Source organism: Acidimicrobiales bacterium (assembly GCA_040219085.1).
GTDB lineage: Bacteria > Actinomycetota > Acidimicrobiia > Acidimicrobiales > JAVJTC01 > JAVJTC01.
In genome coordinates, this window is record JAVJTC010000023.1 from 21,548 (window position 1) to 38,076 (window position 16,529).

20 protein-coding genes are annotated in these 16,529 nt (G+C 69.1%); 10 read left to right on the forward strand and 10 right to left on the reverse strand.

Features of this window, described 5'->3' with window-relative positions:
• Positions 1-4: 4 nt before the first annotated feature.
• On the reverse strand, positions 5-1,276 hold the full coding sequence (locus tag RIE08_09565) for a CCA tRNA nucleotidyltransferase (GenBank protein ID MEQ8717846.1): 1,272 nt from the start codon (positions 1,274-1,276) through the stop codon (positions 5-7).
• Positions 1,273-2,280, reverse strand: a complete 1,008-nt coding sequence (locus RIE08_09570; protein ID MEQ8717847.1) for a histone deacetylase — start codon at positions 2,278-2,280, stop codon at positions 1,273-1,275. The genes RIE08_09565 and RIE08_09570 overlap by 4 nt, the downstream gene beginning before the upstream one ends.
• 38 nt (positions 2,281-2,318) lie before the next feature.
• Here RIE08_09570 and RIE08_09575 point away from each other — a divergent pair, with 38 nt between their 5' ends.
• The 10 genes from RIE08_09575 (at position 2,319) to RIE08_09620 (ending at position 10,702) form a co-directional block, all read left to right on the forward strand.
• A complete protein-coding gene (locus RIE08_09575) occupies positions 2,319-3,035 on the forward strand; it encodes a GNAT family N-acetyltransferase (GenBank protein ID MEQ8717848.1) in 717 nt (238 codons plus the stop codon).
• On the forward strand, positions 3,032-3,610 hold the full coding sequence (locus tag RIE08_09580) for a DUF6049 family protein (protein ID MEQ8717849.1): 579 nt from the start codon (positions 3,032-3,034) through the stop codon (positions 3,608-3,610). Before RIE08_09575 ends, RIE08_09580 begins: the two co-directional genes overlap by 4 nt.
• Positions 3,611-3,645: 35 nt before the next feature.
• Positions 3,646-4,488: a DegV family protein gene (locus RIE08_09585; GenBank protein ID MEQ8717850.1), complete on the forward strand. Its 843-nt coding sequence runs from the start codon at positions 3,646-3,648 to the stop codon at positions 4,486-4,488.
• Between the two features lie 76 nt (positions 4,489-4,564).
• Positions 4,565-6,169, forward strand: coding sequence for a protein kinase (locus RIE08_09590; protein MEQ8717851.1), 1,605 nt, complete (start codon positions 4,565-4,567; stop codon positions 6,167-6,169).
• On the forward strand, positions 6,166-6,774 hold the full coding sequence (locus tag RIE08_09595) for an RNA polymerase sigma factor (protein MEQ8717852.1): 609 nt from the start codon (positions 6,166-6,168) through the stop codon (positions 6,772-6,774). The genes RIE08_09590 and RIE08_09595 overlap by 4 nt, the downstream gene beginning before the upstream one ends.
• Positions 6,771-7,667 carry a hypothetical protein gene (locus RIE08_09600; protein MEQ8717853.1) on the forward strand — a complete coding sequence of 299 codons (897 nt, stop codon included), beginning with the start codon at positions 6,771-6,773 and terminating at the stop codon, positions 7,665-7,667. The genes RIE08_09595 and RIE08_09600 overlap by 4 nt, the downstream gene beginning before the upstream one ends.
• 54 nt (positions 7,668-7,721) lie before the next feature.
• Complete coding sequence (locus RIE08_09605) at positions 7,722-8,069, forward strand: hypothetical protein (protein ID MEQ8717854.1); 348 nt, start codon at positions 7,722-7,724, stop codon at positions 8,067-8,069.
• Between the two features lie 78 nt (positions 8,070-8,147).
• The gene (gene trxB / locus RIE08_09610) at positions 8,148-9,116 is read left to right on the forward strand and encodes a thioredoxin-disulfide reductase (protein ID MEQ8717855.1); all 969 of its coding nucleotides are present in this window, start codon (positions 8,148-8,150) and stop codon (positions 9,114-9,116) included.
• 150 nt (positions 9,117-9,266) lie between these two features.
• Positions 9,267-9,596 (forward strand): thioredoxin, encoded by a 330-nt coding sequence (trxA, locus tag RIE08_09615; protein ID MEQ8717856.1) that lies wholly within the window; start codon positions 9,267-9,269, stop codon positions 9,594-9,596.
• Positions 9,597-9,706: 110 nt separating this feature from the next.
• Positions 9,707-10,702 carry a peptidoglycan-binding protein gene (locus tag RIE08_09620; GenBank protein ID MEQ8717857.1) on the forward strand — a complete coding sequence of 332 codons (996 nt, stop codon included), beginning with the start codon at positions 9,707-9,709 and terminating at the stop codon, positions 10,700-10,702.
• 114 nt (positions 10,703-10,816) lie between these two features.
• Here RIE08_09620 and RIE08_09625 read toward each other — a convergent pair whose 3' ends face one another.
• The 8 genes from RIE08_09625 to rpmH form a co-directional block, all read right to left on the reverse strand.
• The gene (locus tag RIE08_09625) at positions 10,817-11,737 is read right to left on the reverse strand and encodes a ParB/RepB/Spo0J family partition protein (GenBank protein MEQ8717858.1); all 921 of its coding nucleotides are present in this window, start codon (positions 11,735-11,737) and stop codon (positions 10,817-10,819) included.
• Complete coding sequence (locus RIE08_09630) at positions 11,721-12,479, reverse strand: AAA family ATPase (protein MEQ8717859.1); 759 nt, start codon at positions 12,477-12,479, stop codon at positions 11,721-11,723. The genes RIE08_09625 and RIE08_09630 overlap by 17 nt, the downstream gene beginning before the upstream one ends.
• Positions 12,480-12,787: 308 nt before the next feature.
• Positions 12,788-13,381: a class I SAM-dependent methyltransferase gene (locus RIE08_09635; protein ID MEQ8717860.1), complete on the reverse strand. Its 594-nt coding sequence runs from the start codon at positions 13,379-13,381 to the stop codon at positions 12,788-12,790.
• 44 nt (positions 13,382-13,425) lie between these two features.
• Complete coding sequence (jag, locus tag RIE08_09640) at positions 13,426-14,400, reverse strand: RNA-binding cell elongation regulator Jag/EloR (protein MEQ8717861.1); 975 nt, start codon at positions 14,398-14,400, stop codon at positions 13,426-13,428.
• Between the two features lie 7 nt (positions 14,401-14,407).
• Complete coding sequence (yidC, locus tag RIE08_09645) at positions 14,408-15,673, reverse strand: membrane protein insertase YidC (GenBank protein MEQ8717862.1); 1,266 nt, start codon at positions 15,671-15,673, stop codon at positions 14,408-14,410.
• On the reverse strand, positions 15,673-16,044 hold the full coding sequence (yidD, locus tag RIE08_09650; protein ID MEQ8717863.1) for a membrane protein insertion efficiency factor YidD: 372 nt from the start codon (positions 16,042-16,044) through the stop codon (positions 15,673-15,675). Before yidD ends, yidC begins: the two co-directional genes overlap by 1 nt.
• On the reverse strand, positions 15,984-16,346 hold the full coding sequence (locus RIE08_09655) for a ribonuclease P protein component (GenBank protein MEQ8717864.1): 363 nt from the start codon (positions 16,344-16,346) through the stop codon (positions 15,984-15,986). Before RIE08_09655 ends, yidD begins: the two co-directional genes overlap by 61 nt.
• Positions 16,343-16,477, reverse strand: a complete 135-nt coding sequence (gene rpmH, locus RIE08_09660) for a 50S ribosomal protein L34 (protein MEQ8717865.1) — start codon at positions 16,475-16,477, stop codon at positions 16,343-16,345. The genes RIE08_09655 and rpmH overlap by 4 nt, the downstream gene beginning before the upstream one ends.
• Between the last annotated feature and the right edge of the window lie 52 nt (positions 16,478-16,529).

Below are 16,529 nucleotides of genomic sequence, written 5' to 3' on the forward strand. Positions count from 1 at the left end.
CCGTTCACCCCGTGTGGCCGGCTCGGGTCTTCCACCAACCCGACAGCGCGCGGCGCGCCTCGTCGGGACTCAGGGGACCATCCGCGATCCGGATCCGCTGCTGTTCGCGCAGCGCCTCACCGACGATCGGCCCGGGTTCGATTCCGAGTAGCTCGGCGACCGCCACCCCGTCGAGCGGGCCGGTCAGATCCGTGAGGTCCTCGGTGGCGCTGAGCCGACCATGTGCCGACCTCCATGGCGCGACCGTCGCGTCGCCGGCCAGGGCGGCCCCCAGCGCCAGCACCTCGTCGAGCCCCGACAACGCCGGGTCGGCGACGTCGAGGACGAGCCTGCGGATCGCCCCGGCATCGGCCGGCGGCCCGGCGCTCACGGTGCGCGCACCCGCGACGAGGCGACTCACCGCGCGGCGGTCGGCGTTGGAGGTCCGCAGAGCCGCGAGCCGTGCGGCCAGCGCCGCCGGATCGAGATCCGCGAGGAGGGCCGCCAGGCGGACCAGGCGCGTGGCGGGGACGGCCTCCACCCGACGCACCGCCCGGGCGGCCGGCTCCTCGGCGGCCAGCTCGGGGATCACCTGCGCGAGGAGACCCGTCTCGGCGAGCAGCGACAGACCGACCGCCGCCTCCGGGACGACGAGGAGCTTGTCCTCGAGTTCCTCGCGGATCCTCTCCACCGCGACGATCGCGAGCCGGGGCGCGAGATCGCGCATCGCCGCCAGGACCCCGGGCGTGGGGCGCAGCCCCAGAGAGGCCGCGAAACGGGCGGCGCGGACCATGCGCAGTGGATCGTCGGAGAACGACTCGACCGGTTCCAGGGGCGTGCGGAGGACCCCGGCGTCGATGTCAGCCACACCTCCGAAAGGATCGACCAGCGTCCCGTCGGGAACCTCCCAGGCCATCGCGTTGACCGTGAAGTCCCGACGGGACAGGTCCACCGTGACATCGTCGCCGAAAATCACGTCCGGCTTGCGGGACGCGGCGTCATAGGACTCGGCGCGGTGGGTGGTTATCTCGAAGCTACGGCCGGCGATCGTGCAGCCGATGGTGCCGAATCGTTCGCCCTGGGTCCACAGCTGGTCGGCGACAGGCGCGACGATGGACCGGGTCGCCTCGGGACGGGCGTCGGTGGTCAGATCGATGTCGCCCCCGTCGACGTCACGGTCGAGCCACAGGTCGCGCACGACGCCGCCGACCAGGTAGATCCGGTGTCCGGCCGCCGTGAAGCGTCGGGCGAGCGGTTCCACCTGGGCCAACACCCGCGGCAACCCCGACAGCGTCACGGCTCCGCGCCGAAGATCGCCGCCGCCCGGTCGACCACATGGGCCCCGGGCCCACCGGCGCTGGGCGCCTCCGGGGCGATCCGCACACCGGCCATCGCGCCCACACACGCCGCGGCGGACTCCGCCACGGCGGTCAGGTCGTAGCCGCCCTCGAGAAAGGCGACGAGGCGGCCGGGTGGGGCGACCGCGACCACCGCCGCCGTGAGGTCGGCGAAGTCGCCCGACGTCAGTCCGAGCGCGGTCAACGGATCGGCGCGGTGCGCGTCGAAACCGGCTGACACCAGGACCCATGTCGGGCCGAACCGTTCGACGGCGGGAAGGACGAGGCCGTCCCACGCCGCCATGTAGACGTCCCCGGTGGCGTGCGCCGGCAGCGGCAGGTTCAACGTGAACCCGAAGGCCTCACCCGCGCCCCGTTCGTGGAGTTCCCCCGTGCCCGGGAAGGAACGGTCCTGATGCAACGACACGAACATGACCCTGTCGTCGGTGTAGAAGACGTCCTGGGTCCCGTTGCCGTGATGGGCGTCGTAGTCGACGATGAGCACCCTTTCACCCCGCTCGACGAGGTGGCGCGCGCTCACGGCCACGTTGTTGAAGAGGCAGAAGCCCATCGACTTGTTCCGCGTGGCGTGGTGGCCCGGCGGTCGTACCGCACAGAACGCCGCCGTCCCCTCACCCGCGTCGAGACGACGCAGCGCCTCGAGCCCTGCTCCCGCGGCGAGGCGGGCCGCGTCGAGCGAAGCCACGTTGACACGGGTGTCGGGATCGATCGCCCCTCCGCCGCGTTCGCTGAGATCACGTACGAGGGCGAGCATCGCCTCGTCGTGCACGGCGAGGACCTCGGCGTCGGTGGCCGGAACCGCCACCACGGGGGTGAGCGCGTCGATCAGGTCCTCGGCCGCGAGGCCGGCCGAGACGGCGTCGAGGCGGCCGGGACGTTCGGGGTGACCGGGCCCACCGAGATGGTCGAGACACCGCTCGTGGCTGACGAAGAGGACCCCCACCCCGGCGAGGGTACCCCTGACACTTCTAGCCTTGGATCGTGCCGCCCGCCCCGACCCACCTCACCCACGGTTCCGACCGGGTGCGAATCGTGGTCTGGAACGATCGACCGTCGTCGCGCCTGGTCACCCCGGTCACCCCCACAGCGGCCCCCCTGTCACCCGACACCGTCGCCCGCGTCATCGAGCACGTACGCGACCTCGGCTGCGACCATCTGATGACGTCCGCTCTGACCGCTGTCGAACTCGACCCCTTCGCCAGCCACGGATTCACGGTGAGAGGTCGGCTACACCTGCTCTCGCACGATCTGCGATTCGTCCCGGACCACGACCGTCGATCACTGCGTCGCGCCCGACGACGCGACCGTTCCAGCGTGCTCACGATCGACCGCGCGGCCTTCGACGAGTTCTGGCGGCTCGACCGACGCGGCCTGCTCGACGCCCTCGACGCGACACCCGTCCACCGGTTCCGCGTGACCCGTGGTGACGCGGTCGGCTACGTGATCTGCGGGCGGGCGGGCGCCACCGGATACCTGCAGCGCCTGGCCGTACACCCCCGAGCACAGGGACGGGGAATCGGCCGGACCCTCGTCGCCGACTCCCTGCGTTGGCTGCGGGGAAACGCCGCACGCGAGGCCCTGGTCAACACCCAGGTCGGCAACGGCCCCGCACTCGACCTCTACGAACGGATGGGTTTCCGGCTCAGGCCGGACGAACTGTCGGTCATGGAACTGCGCCTGACCGGACGACGACCGTGATCCGATTGGGCCGACGGTTCGCTCTGTCGGCCATCGCCGTCGCCTTCGTCGTGGTCAGCCTCGCCCCCGGCGGACCGGCGGGCGCACAGGACACGGACGGCGCACTCCCCGACGTGCGTGCCCAGGAGCCCCAGCGCTTCACTCTGACCAGTCGCGCGGCGACCATCCCCATCACGGTCGTCAACGAAGGTGAAGCCGCTGTCGACATCATCGTGGCGCTGTCCTCGGACAAGCTGTCGTTCCCCGCCGGCGACGAGTTCCCCCTCCGCCTCGGACCGGGACTGAACTCCGTGGACGTCGATGTCGAGGCACGCGCCACGGGCGACTCACTCGTCGTCGTGCGGGTTCTGTCGGCCGACGGCACAACCGAACTGGACAGAACGCGGCTGACCGTGCGCTCCACAGCCCTCAGTGGCGTCGGTATAGCCATCGCCGTCGTCGCCCTGGCCTTCCTGTTGATCTGGTGGGTGAGAAACCACCGCGACCTGCGTCGGGACAGGCGCCTCGTCGTCCGGTCCGAACAACGTCCGCGGACAGATCCGGACACCACGGACGCCACCGCCGATCAGCTGTAGTCTCGCTGCGGTCCACGAACGAGGAGTTCCCCCCCATGAGCGGCGTACGGATCGTCACCGACAGCGCCTGCGACCTCACAAGAGCCGAGGTCGAACAACACCGCGTCGCGATCGTGCCGCTCACCATCCGCTTCGGCGACCGGGAGTACGTCGACGTCACGGAGCTGACGCCGGAGGACTTCTACGCCGAGATGGCCCGCAGCGAGGTCCTACCCGAGACGGCGGCGCCCTCCCCCGGCGCGTTCGACGCGACGTTCCGTCGACTCGCGGATGAGGGAGCCAGCTCGATCGTGTGCATCAACCTCTCCGGCGAACTCTCCGCGACGGGCCAGTCCGCACGCAGCGCCGCCAACGCTCTCGAAGGCACCGTCGACGTGCGGGTCGTCGACTCCCGGTCGATCACCGCCGGACTCGCGACCATCGTCCTCGATGCCTGCCGGGCCGCCGAAGCCGGGGCGAGCGCCGACGAGATCGTCGAAGGGTGCGGCGAGCTCTCCGAACGGATCCACGTCTTCGGCGTACTCGACACCCTCGACAACCTCAAGAAGGGCGGCCGGATCGGGGGGGCGCAGGCTCTGTTGGGCACGATGCTGTCGATCAAGCCGATCGTGGACCTCTCGAGTGGCGCCGTCGTGGAGGCGGGCCGTCAGCGCACCCGACGCAAGGCGCTGTCGTGGCTCCACGACAAGCTCGCCGACGCGGGCGACGTCGAACAGATCACCGTCATGCACGCGATGGCACCCGACGTCGACGAATTCATCGCCTCGCTCGCTGACATCGTGAATACGGACGATCTTCGGGTGGGAACCATCGGTCCCGTGATCGGAAGCCACGCCGGACCCCGGGTCATCGGCCTGACGTGGGTCGCCCGTCCCTGACGGCAACCGTGCTCCGACCGCGCCGTGCCCGGTGGAGCCGACAGCTACGGTGAGGCCGACGCAGTCCGAGGCCACCGTGACAGACACCCCGCTGACACCACCGATGTCGGACCTCGCCGGCACTGCGATCGGCGGCAGGTACCGGCTAACGCGACCGCTGGCGAGCGGTGGGATGGCCCGCGTCTGGGAAGCCCGCGACGAGGTCCTCGACCGGCTCGTCGCGGTCAAGATGCTGTTCCCCCACCTGGCCGCGGATCCGACGTTCCGCTCCAGATTCCATGCCGAGGCGATCGCCGCGGCCCGCCTGTCGCACCCGTCCATCGTGTCGATCTTCGACACCGTCTCCAACGACGACGTCGAAGCCATCGTGATGGAGCTGATCCGGGGGATAACACTGCGCCAGTTCCTCGACGAGTACGCCCCTCTGTCGGTACGTGACGCCGTCGACGTGGCGATCCCCGTCGCCGACGCTCTGGCCGCGGCCCACGAGGCGGGCATCGTCCATCGCGATGTCAAACCGGGAAACATCATGCTGTGCGAGGACCGGCGCGTGAAGGTGACCGACTTCGGCATAGCCAAGGCCACCGGCGGAGGCGACATCACCAACACCGGCACGCTCATCGGCACGGCGAAGTACCTCTCCCCCGAGCAGGTCGAGGGGGTTCCCGTCGACGGTCGCAGCGACGTCTACGCGTTGTCGGTCGTGCTGTACGAGTGCCTCGCCGGCGCGACACCGTTCACCGGGGAGAACGACACGGCCGTAGCGCTGGCCCGGCTACGGACCGATCCCCCACCGCTGGGGCGTGCCGTCCCGGGGCTGGATCCGGCGGTCGAGCACGTGGTCATGCGCGGGTTGACCCGCGACCGTGAACTGCGGCACCGGTCCGCTGAGGACTTCGCAGCCGCACTGCGCACGCTCGTCGACGCGGCGGACCATCTCGACGGCTACGGCCCGGACCCGTCGCGGGAACCGACCATCGTGGTCGCCCGCCCGACGACCCATGACCCGACCGCCACGGCGCCCGCCGCTCGCCGCACGGCGGTCCCCACCCCCACCGGTGCTCCCCGACCGGCTGCTCCCCGGATCCGCCCGCCCCGCCGCCGCGGCCGTGTCCTGTCGGTGGTGGCCGCGGCGCTCGCCGCGCTCGCCGTAGCCGGCATCCTGTTCGCCCAGACCGACCTCGGAGGCGACATCGCCGACGACATCGCCTCTGCTCTCGGCCTGAGCGACGGCGGATCCTCCGAGCAGGTACTCGCCGTTGAAGGCGTCCGGTCGTTCGATCCCCCGCCGGGCTCCGGCGTCGAGCACGACGACATCGTCGACCTGCTCATCGACGGCGACCCGGCGACCGTCTGGGACACGGAGACCTACCGCTCCCCCGTCGCCGACCTCAAGCCGGGCGTCGGCGTCGTCCTCGACCTCTCGGTCAGCGGTCCCGCCGACGTCGTGGTCGTCGAGTCGCCCGACACCGGCTGGACGGCACAGGTCTACATCGGCGACGGATCCGAGACGGTTCTCGCGGACTGGGGCGAACCCGTGGACACGGTGACGGCGACCTCGGCCACCACGCCCTTCGATCTCGACGGCCGCGAGGGCCGATCAGTCCTGATCTGGCTCACCGACCTGGGCGAGGGACCCCCCTATCAGGTCGCGATCGGCGAGATCCGCGTCCTCACGTGAACCCGCCGCGACTCACCACCTCCGACGACGCGGCCCTCGTCGCCTCGGCGCGCTCGGGAGACCGCGCTGCGCTCGAGGAGCTGCTACGGCGACATCACGACCGCATCTGGGCGATCTGTCGACGCCTCGCCGGTAACGATGCCGACGCCGCCGATGCGACCCAGGAGGCCCTGATGGCGATCGTGCGTGGGCTCGACCGCTTCGACGGTCGGGCCAGGTTCACAACGTGGTCCTATCGCGTGGCGACGAACGCCTGCCTCGACGAGATGCGCCGGCGGGGCCGGCGACCCCGCCCCGGGCTCATCGACGACGACCCCGGATCCGGGTCCGTGACGCCGGACGAGAACGTCGACGTCGGCCGCACGGTAAGTGCGAGCGTGGACGTCGACGCAGCGCTGCGCGAACTCCCCGAGGACTTCAGGGTGGCGGTGGTGCTGCGCGACCTCTGCGAACTCGACTACGCCGAGATCGCGGACGTGCTCGAGATCGCACCCGGCACCGTACGCTCCCGCATCGCACGCGGCCGCGCCCGCCTCGCGGAGATTCTCGGCGATGACGGGAACCAGGACACCCCTGTGCGTCGTCCCAGTGGAGAACCCTCATGAACGACGACACCCGCCTCGACGAGATCGCCTCCGCCGTCCTCGACGGCGAGGCCTCAGAGGCCGAGCGCGCCCTCGCGGACAGCGACCCACGGGTCGCCGCCCGCGTCGAGACCCTCCGCCGGGTACGGGCCGTCATCGCCGACGTGGCCCCCCCGGACCCCGACCAGCGCGAACAGGCGGTCGCCGCCGCTCTCGCTGTCGCTGGGGACACCGGCGAGAACACCACGGTGACCTCTCTCGACGATCAACGGCGCCGCCGGCACATGTCCACCCGGACGCTTCGGATCGCAGGCATCGCCGCGGCGCTCGCCGCGGGTTTCCTCGTCGTCTCGCTCATCGCCGTGCTGGCGAGCTCCGGCGACGGCGATGAGGGCGACGGCGACTTCGCCACCGGAGAACCGGCCGGCTCGGCGGCCGCGGATGCGGCGCTCGAGGAGGCGGAGATCTCCGGTCTGGCCGGGTCCGACACGACCGCGGACGCGCCGGGTCGCACCGAACCCGACGAGGCGATGGCGGCTCCCGAGGCCGTTGCCGGTGACGATGCCGCCACCGGGGACGGCGGTGCGGGTGAGGGCAGCGGCGACGACCCCCAGTCCGATGCGACGGAATCGGCTGCGGTGGGCCCGATGCTGGCGGTGTTGCCCGATCTCGGGGAGGTCGCCGCGACCGACCTCGTCGACCTGGCGGCACCCGGCGGATTCGATCCCGACGGAGCCGTGGGCGTGACCGACGAGGCCCTCGCGTGTGCGGAGGTGCTCACCTCTCTCGAGGGCGCGGACGGTGCGCGCAGCTTCGTCGCCACGGTCGATGACCGCCGTGTGGCCGTGACCCCCACACCCGACGGGGTCCTCGTCATCGACCTCGCCGACTGCTCGGTGACCCCCGCGCGCTGATTCCACCGACCGCGCCCGTGGGGCGACGCACCCGGGTCGGCTAGCCTGCGGCCCATGACGAGCAGCGACGAGGCGGTCACCGGGGCCGACGTCACGGAGCGGACGCGCACCCTTCCCGAGGACTGGCCGCGCACGGCCACCACGACGATCGTGGACACGATCTCCAAGGTGCGGTCCAAGGCACTCGGCCCTGCCATCTCGATCGCACGTGTCGTCGTCTACGGGATCGTCGTCGCCCTCCTCGGACTCGTCGTAGCGGTGGTCTTCACCGTCGGACTCGCCCGACTCATCGACAACTACCTGCCGGCGGACATGTGGGCGACGCATCTCATCCTCGGCGGCGCCTTCACGCTCGGGGGCCTCGCCCTCTGGAGTCGGCGCCCCCGAGGCGCAGCCTCCTGACAGCGCGGAATCTCCGGCCGCTGGCGGTGGTTGCCTCCACTGCAGACAGATCGTCGTGAAACCACGAATGAGGACACCATGACCAGCGAGGCCGACCGCGAGGTCGTCATCATCGGATCCGGGCCGGCGGGTCTCACCGCCGCCGTCTACGCGGCACGCGCCAACCTCTCCCCTCTCGTCATCGAGGGGCAGCCTTCGTCGACGAGCGACCAGCCCGGTGGGCAGTTGATGCTCACCACCGACGTCGAGAACTTCCCCGGCTTTCCCGAGGGCATCATGGGTCCCGAGCTCATGATGCGCTTCCGTGAGCAGGCGGTCCGTTTCGGCGCGGAGATGGTCACCGACAAGGTCACCCGGGTGGACTTCTCTCAACGGCCCTTCCGGATATGGGTCGGCGACCCGGATGCGGCGGACCCCAGCTACACGGCCCAGGCCGTCATCGTCTCGACCGGTGCCAAGTCACTGATGCTGGGTCTCCCGAACGAGGAACGCCTGATCGGACACGGGCTGTCCACCTGCGCCACCTGCGACGGCTTCTTCTTCAGGGACCAGGAGATCGCCGTCGTCGGCGGCGGTGACTCCGCGGTCGAGGAGGCGCTCTTCCTCACGAAGTTCGCGTCGAAGGTCACGATCATCCACCGCCGTGACGAGCTGCGCGCCTCGAAGATCATGCAGGACCGGGCCTTCCGCAACGACAAGATCGAGTTCCTGTGGAATCACACGGTCGTCGAGATTCTCGGCGACACGAAGGTCGAAGGCGTGAAACTGGCGAGCACGGTGGACGGCACCGAGACCGAACTCGCCGTGACCGGCCTGTTCGTCGCGATCGGACACAAGCCCAACACGGACATCTTCGCCGGCCAACTGAAGTTGAAGGACAACGGCTATCTCGTGACCGAGCCGGACTCGTCCCGTACGGGAGTCGAAGGCGTCTTCGCATGCGGTGACGTCCAGGACGACGTCTACCGTCAGGCCGTCACGGCCGCTGGATCCGGCTGCATGGCCGCCATCGACGCGGAACGATGGCTCGAGACACTCCACGACTGAGCACGTCACGGGTCATTCATGACCAGTTCGGTCGGGAATGACCGACCGGGCTGGCGGGTTACACACTCACGACAGCGAGACCGCTAGCGTCTCCGGGTGGCCGACCATCATCGTCGACACTCCGACCACGCAGGAAGAAGGCGACCAGCCATGGCCGAAGGAATCACGACACTCTCCTCCCAGACGTTCGACGAGACAGTCGGTGCGTCGGAACTCCCCGTCCTCGTCGACTTCTGGGCCGAGTGGTGTGGCCCCTGCAAGATGATCCACCCGATCCTCGAGGAACTGGCCGCCGAGAACGGCGACAAGATCCAGATCGCGAAGATCAACGTCGACGAGGCACCCGACGTCGCCCGCCGCTTCGAGGTCATGAGCATCCCGACCCTGATCGTCTTCTCCGACGGACAACCCGCCAAGCGCATCGTCGGAGCCAAGCCGAAGGGCGCACTCCTCGACGAACTGGGTGACTTCCTCAGCTGACCCGGTCCCGGCGCCGCAACGCCACCCATTCCCGCAGCGATCCCCGGTTCGGCGCCGGGGATCGTTCGCGTCGACGCCCGCGCACGCCTGATAGCGTTCGCTGCGAGCCGATGAGCAACGACATCCTCCCGCTCGGGCCCGGCGACTCCGGTGACGCAGTCCGAGATCTCCAGCGGCGGCTGGGTGACGCCGGCTTCCCGGTCAACGACCGCCCCGGGGAATTCGGCGGCGCCACCAGCGAAGCCGTGCGGCGCTTCCAGGTCAGCCGGGGGCTCGAGCCCGACGGCGACGTCGGCCACCAGACGTGGAATGCCCTGATCGAAGCGGCCTTCCGGCTGGGAGATCGGCTCCTCTATCTGAGGTCACCCATGTACCGCGGCGACGACGTCGCCTCTCTCCAGAGCCGCCTCGGTTCCCTCGGGTTCAACGCCGGACGTGTCGACGGCGTGTTCGGGCCCGACACCGCCGGAGCAGTCGAGGAGTTCCAACGCAACATCGCCGTGACCGCCGATGCCGTCGTCGGCCCCGAGACGCTGGCAGCTCTGTCCCGCGTCAGTGGCCATTCCTCGGGTCAGTCGGTTGCGGCGGTCCTCGAGGCCGAGTCGCTGCGCTTCGATCCCCCCGAGCTCGCCGGCGCCCGCATCGTGATCGGCGACTTCGGCGGCGCCGCGGCGCTCGTCGGCGCGTGCGCACGCCTTCTCAGCCGACATGGCGCCGTCGTCACCACTGTGAGTGGCGATGACGCCACCGAACACGCCGAAGTCGCCAACGAGTTCCGGGCGATCGCCTATCTGGGCATCAGCATTCACGAGACTCCGGCCTGTCGGGCGCTGTACTTCTCGACCGAAGGGTACGAATCGATCGGCGGGCGACAGCTGGCTCGACGCCTCGCACGGGAGTGCGGTGTGGTGCTCGACACCTCCCACACCTGCGAGGGCATGCGTCTTCCCGTGCTCCGGGCGACGAGGATGCCCGCCGTGGTGTGTCGTGTCGGACCGCCTGAAGCCGTGGTCCGGTCCCTCGGAGATCTGGCTGACTCCGTGGCGCGCTCGGTCGAGGAATGGGTTGTGGCCCCACTCGAGGGTCAAGGTCCGCACGAGCCCTGAAGAACCGCTTCCCACAGTGTTGTTCACAGACTGTGGATAAACCTGTGAGGTAGTCAACTAAATCTCTAGTTGAGCTTTAGGTTTGTCAGAATGCCAGTGGCGGGCGTCTCCTCACTAGAGCATGAGGCGGGAAATCCGCTCGAGATCAGCGAGATCGGCGAACTCGATGACCACTTTCCCCTTCTGTGCGCCGAGGTCGACGCGAACCCGGGTGGCAAGGTGGTCGCCGAGGAGGCTCTCCAATTCCAGAACAGCAGCGGGACGGTCGCCCGGTGAGGGCCGGGGGCCATCGGCGCCGGCTCCCCCACCGGCACGACCACCCTTCTCCCCTACCGGCGCAGTGTCAGGCTGGTCCCCCACCGGCGGGTCGGCATCACGCTTGAGATGACTCTCGAGCCCACGCACCGTCCAGCCCTCATCCGCGGCACGACGCGCCTCACGCTCCAGTTCCGAACGGTCCTCGATCGACAGGAGCACCCGCGCATGACCGGCAGAGAGAATCCCGTCATTGACCATTCGTTGGACGGTCGCCGGCAACTGAAGAAGCCGGATCGTGTTCGCTACTGCTGAGCGACTGCGTCCGACCCGGTGCGCGACCTGCTCCTGGGTGAACCCGAAGTCCTCCACCAGTTGCTGATACGCGGTCGCCTCCTCCATCGGGGTCAGTTCCTCACGGACCAGGTTCTCGACCAGCGCCTGCTCCAGGGACGCCTGGTTCTCAACGTCCCGCACGACGGCGGGAATGGTCTCCAGGCCGAGTCGCTTTGCTGCACGCCACCGCCGCTCCCCCGCTATCAGCTCGTATGTCGCTGAGCCTGTGCGCCGCACGAGAACCGGCTGCAGGACACCCAGGTCCCGGACGGACTCCACCAGCGCTTCGAGGGCCTCGTCTCCGAAGCGCTCGCGGGGCTGGTACTGGTTGGGCTCGATCGACAGGACCGGGAGCTCCCTGAACGCGGCCTCCCCATCCCCGTCGCCCGACTCGGGGATCAGTGCTCCGAGCCCCTTCCCCAAACCGCTACGCCGAGTTGCCATGGTGTACCTCCCTTGCCAGCTCTCGATAGGCGAGGGCACCACGCGATGAGGGATCGAAGGTAGTGATCGGTTGGCCGAACGAGGGCGCCTCCGAGAGGCGCACCGACCGGGGCACGATCTGTCGACACACCTTGTCGCCGAAGTGTGCCCGGACCTCGCCCGCAACCTGCGATGCGAGATTCGTGCGGGCGTCGTACATCACGAGGATGATCGTCGAGACCTCGAGGGAGGCGTTGAGGTTCCGGCTGACGAGCTCGACATTGCCCAGGAGCTGGCCCAGTCCCTCCAGCGCGTAGTACTCGCATTGGATGGGGACGAGAACCTCGGTTGCCGCAGTCATCGCATTGACGGTCAGGAGGCCGAGCGAGGGCGGGCAGTCGATGAAGATGTAGTCGTAGCTGTCCTGGACGGGTGCGAGGGCGTTCTTCAGTCGGCTCTCCCGGCTGAACTTGGAAACCAGTTCCACCTCGGCCCCGGCCAGGTCCAGGCTCGACGGGGCTATGAATAGGTTCCGGATGGAGGTCGCCTCGATGCAGTCCTCGATGGGCGATTCGCGCAGAATCACGTCGTAGAGCGACTGCTCGAGCGTTCGCGGGTCTATCCCGAGGCCTGTCGTTGCATTGGCCTGGGGGTCGAGATCCACCACCAGGCATCTCTGATCGAGTTCCGTCAGAGCCGCGGACAGATTGATCGTGGTGGTGGTCTTTCCTACGCCGCCCTTCTGATTGGCTACGGCGATGATCCGAGGACTCGGGCGCGGCCGCTTGGCCGCCGGTTCCGGAGCGCCCTCGGGGAGGGAATCGAGGTCGACCTGCACGCCGTCAGTCTTCTCTGCTACCGATGCCGGGTCAAGGACCCACCGCCCGAGATGTTTCCCGTGAAACACACGCGCCCGGCGACAAGGACCCACCGCCCGAGATGTTTCCCGTGAAACACACGCGCCCGGCGACAGGGGAGCGCCGCCCGAGATGTTTCCCGTGAAACACACGCGCCCGGCGACAGGGGAGCGCCGCCCGACCACGCAGCGGTCAACGCCGCGAAGACCCGCCGTCAGCGGCCAAAAAGCGGCGAACGCCGGGGTCGAGGTGCCGGCCGGGGCCACGCGTCGTCGACCGCCCCGGCCAGGATGAGATGTCGCACCCCACCCTCACGCGGGCCCAGGTCGCGCAGACCGAGTTCGCCGACGCCCGCAGCGGGCCATCGTTCGCCCTCGCCCGGCGGTTCCGCCACGATGAGGCTGCCCCCGGGGGCGAGGAATCCGACCGCACATTCCGCAGTCGTCGCCGGCGGACCGAAAGATCGGGCCACGACCGCCTGAGCACAGCACCGCAGGGACGGCTCGCGCGCCAGAACTTCCGCCTTACCCTCGGCCACCTCCACAAAGCCCCCGAGCCCCAGGCTCCCGATGGCCCAGCGGAGAAAAGCCGCCCGGGACGCACCCACTTCGACGAGAATCACCCGCACCGGCAGGGTGGTGGCCACGACCAGGCCCGGGAGGCCGTTGCCCGAGCCCAGATCGACGACCGTGGTTTCCTCCGCCGCAATCTCCGCCAAGACGTCGACGAAGGGACCGCAGCGATCGATCTCCCGTGCGATGTCGGCACGGCGGCCGACGAGACCGAGGCGCTGGGCGCGCTCGATCACGTCAGGCAGCTGTAGCCGGCCCTCTGCCGGGCCCATGGTCGACGTCAGTCGACGGGCGCCACGACGACACGCCGCCGCGGCTCTTCACCCACCGAGCGGGTTTCTACGCCCTCGACATCGACGATCGCGTCGTGGATCACCTTGCGATCCAAAGACGACATGGGCTCTGCGACCACTTCTTCACCCGTCTCGAGAACCTTGTCGGCCAGCTGCTGGGCGAACTTCTCGAGTGCCGCGTTACGGCGGGCCCGGTAGGACCCGACGTCGACCCGGATGCGGGCATAGCGCCGATGGTCCGCCTGGCGCTGCACGATCGTGCGGGCGATCTCCTCGAGAGCCGCCATGGTCGACCCGTCAGGGCCGATCAGGATGCCCACGCCGGGACCTTCGACGGATGCCTCGAGGATGTCTTCGTCCTTTTCGGTCGCGGTGACAGTGGCGTCGGACAGTCCGAACTCGTCGACGACACTCTCGAAGAAGTCGATCAGCAGCTCCTTCTGCTCCTCGATCGGCATTTCCTCGTCACGTGAGTCGTCATCCATCGCTTCTCTCCTCTTGCCTCGGCCACCGCCATCGTTAGCGGAACTCTCTCGCCCTCCCCGACGGCCACCAGCCGGCGGGCCACTCCGGTCGGCTTTCGGGGTATTGCCCGTGTCGTCGGCCCGGGACTTCTTCTGATCCCCACCCGAGTCGCGGCTCTGGTCGGACCTCCCCGAACCATCGCCGCCCCGGCCCTTGCCGCGGCCCTTGCCCCGGTTCCGACCTCCCTGGCCACCGTCGCGACCACCGCCCGATCCGCCCCGGCGACGGCCCCGGTCACGACGTTCCTCCTTTGCGGGCGGCGCCTTGGGGCGCACTCGCGCCCGCACCCGCGCCTCTTCCTTGAGCCTGCCGAACAAGCCCGTCTTCGGTTCAGCGACGGTCTGGAACTCGGCTTCTTGTTGGTCGACCCCGAGCTGGTCCAGCGCACGATCGCGCGCCTCCTCCAGGGTTGATCCGGTCGTCTCGACCCATTCCATGGGTGACCTACCTCTTCTTCCGCTTCTTGCGATTGTTCGAGCGGGACTGTTCACCCTTCGGCGTGACCCGACTCGACGACCGCTTCGGTTCTGGTGTCTTCTTCGACTCTTCGGCCGCAGCTCTGCGCGCCCGGCCGAACAGGCCACGGCCCTCCTTGGGAGTGGGCTCCGGCTTGGCCGGCTTCGCCGCGTCACTCGAACGGGCCGGCGATGTCCGGCCCTGGCGGTTTCCACTGGGCGGTTTGCGTTTCGGCTTCGGCGGTGGCGCATTGGTGGGTCGCCGACGCCCGTGCTGGCGGGCCGCGTCAGCGGCGGGGCGTGTGCCCTGTTGACCGCCCATGATCCCCTCGAGCAGGCCCTTGGGCTTCTCGCTCTCGGCGCTCGTCCCAACCGCATCCGAGCTGGACCCCTTCTCCACTGCCTTCGCCTCGATCGGCTCGCGATCCTGCATCGGCCGATAGACCCGCCGGGTGATGAATGCCTGCTGGCCGATCCGGATGAGGCTCTGGGTGATGAAGTAGACGACGAGGCCGGCCGGCATCGCGAAGGAGAAGACCGGCAACATGAACGGGAGAATCCACATCAGCATCTTCTGCTGCTGGGGGATCTCACCCTGGTTGCGACCCGCGATCTGGCGCTGCTGGATCAGGCTGAGACCGAAGACCAGGATCACCATGCCCAGGAACGGGAGCCCGTGGGAGAACGACTCCCGCAGTGCGGAGCTGGCGCTCTCGGACAGGTCGATACCGATGAAGTCCATCTCGGTCGACGCCGAGAGGTCGGCGAACAGCTCACTGCCCTGGTCGAGGTACTGCGGGTTGAACGTCTCGAAGTTCGCCGGCAGCTGCACCGCCTCGAGACCACCACCGGCCCCGGGACCGGCCGACGTCGCCGCCGACTGGCCGACCGCGGACCCCACCACGAAGCCGACCTCACTGCTACGGCGGGTCAGGCCTTGCAGCAGGCGGAACAGGACGAAGAAGATCGGAAGCTGGATGAACAACGGCAGGCAGCCGCCAACGGGATTGACGTTGTGCTCCTGGTAGAGCTTCATCATCTCTTCGTTGAGCTTCACCCGGTCGTTGCCGATCTCGGCCTGCAACCGCTTGATCTCCGGCTGCAGGCGCCGCATCTCGAGCATCGAGCGGGTCGACTTCACGTTCAACGGCGTCAAGACCACCATCACGAGCAACGTGAGGAGGATGATGGCGCCGCCGTAGCTCGGCCACAGCGAATAGAACCAGGCGAGCAGGTCAGCGACGAGATTGAACATCAGGCAGCCCTCTCCGAGGGTGGGGCATCACTGACCGACGGTCGGTCAGTGACCAGGTGCTCGCCTGGAACGGGGTCGTACCCCCAGGACCCGAACGGACGACAGCGGCCCAGGCGGCGAAATGCCAACCAGGAACCCCGCAGCGCACCATGGCGACCGATCGCGGTCACCGCGTAACTCGAACACGTCGGTACGAACCGGCAGGACCCCGCCCGGCGGCGGGGGACACCCTGGTACCAACCGATCAGCCGGACCAGACCGCGGGCGACGCGCCCCGGCGACGAGTCGGGAACCGGGCTCGACGACGTGGTCACCGTACACCCCCGACGTCCAACCGGCGCCGGGCCAGATCTTCGAGGGCCCGGCGACACTGCGCGTGCAACTCACTGTAGGTGGCCGTCGCCACACCCGCCGTGGGCATCACGAGGTAGTCCCCCGGCGGCAGGGGGACGGATCGATCTTCGGCGAGTTCACGGAAGACGGCACGGAGACGACGGCGGATGCGGTTGCGGACGACGGCTGGACCCAGTCGCCGGGGCGTCGCGTAGGCCAGACACGGCACAGCGACGTCAGCGGCGGGGGAGTAGCGCACGGACACGAGATCCGCCCGCCCACGAGGCGCGGCACGGCCGAATGCTCCGAAGCGCTCCCGGCCATGAACGCGGCCTATCAGACCGACAGCCGCTTCCTTCCCTTGAGTCGGCGGCGCCGGATGAGGGCGCGCCCGCCCCGGGTAGCCATACGGTTGCGGAACCCGTGGCGCCGCGCCCTGCGGCGGACCTTGGGTTGATAAGTGCGCTTCACGCTGTTCCTCCTGAGGCGGGGTGGGGTCGCAGCCCTGCGCCGAGATCCGAAG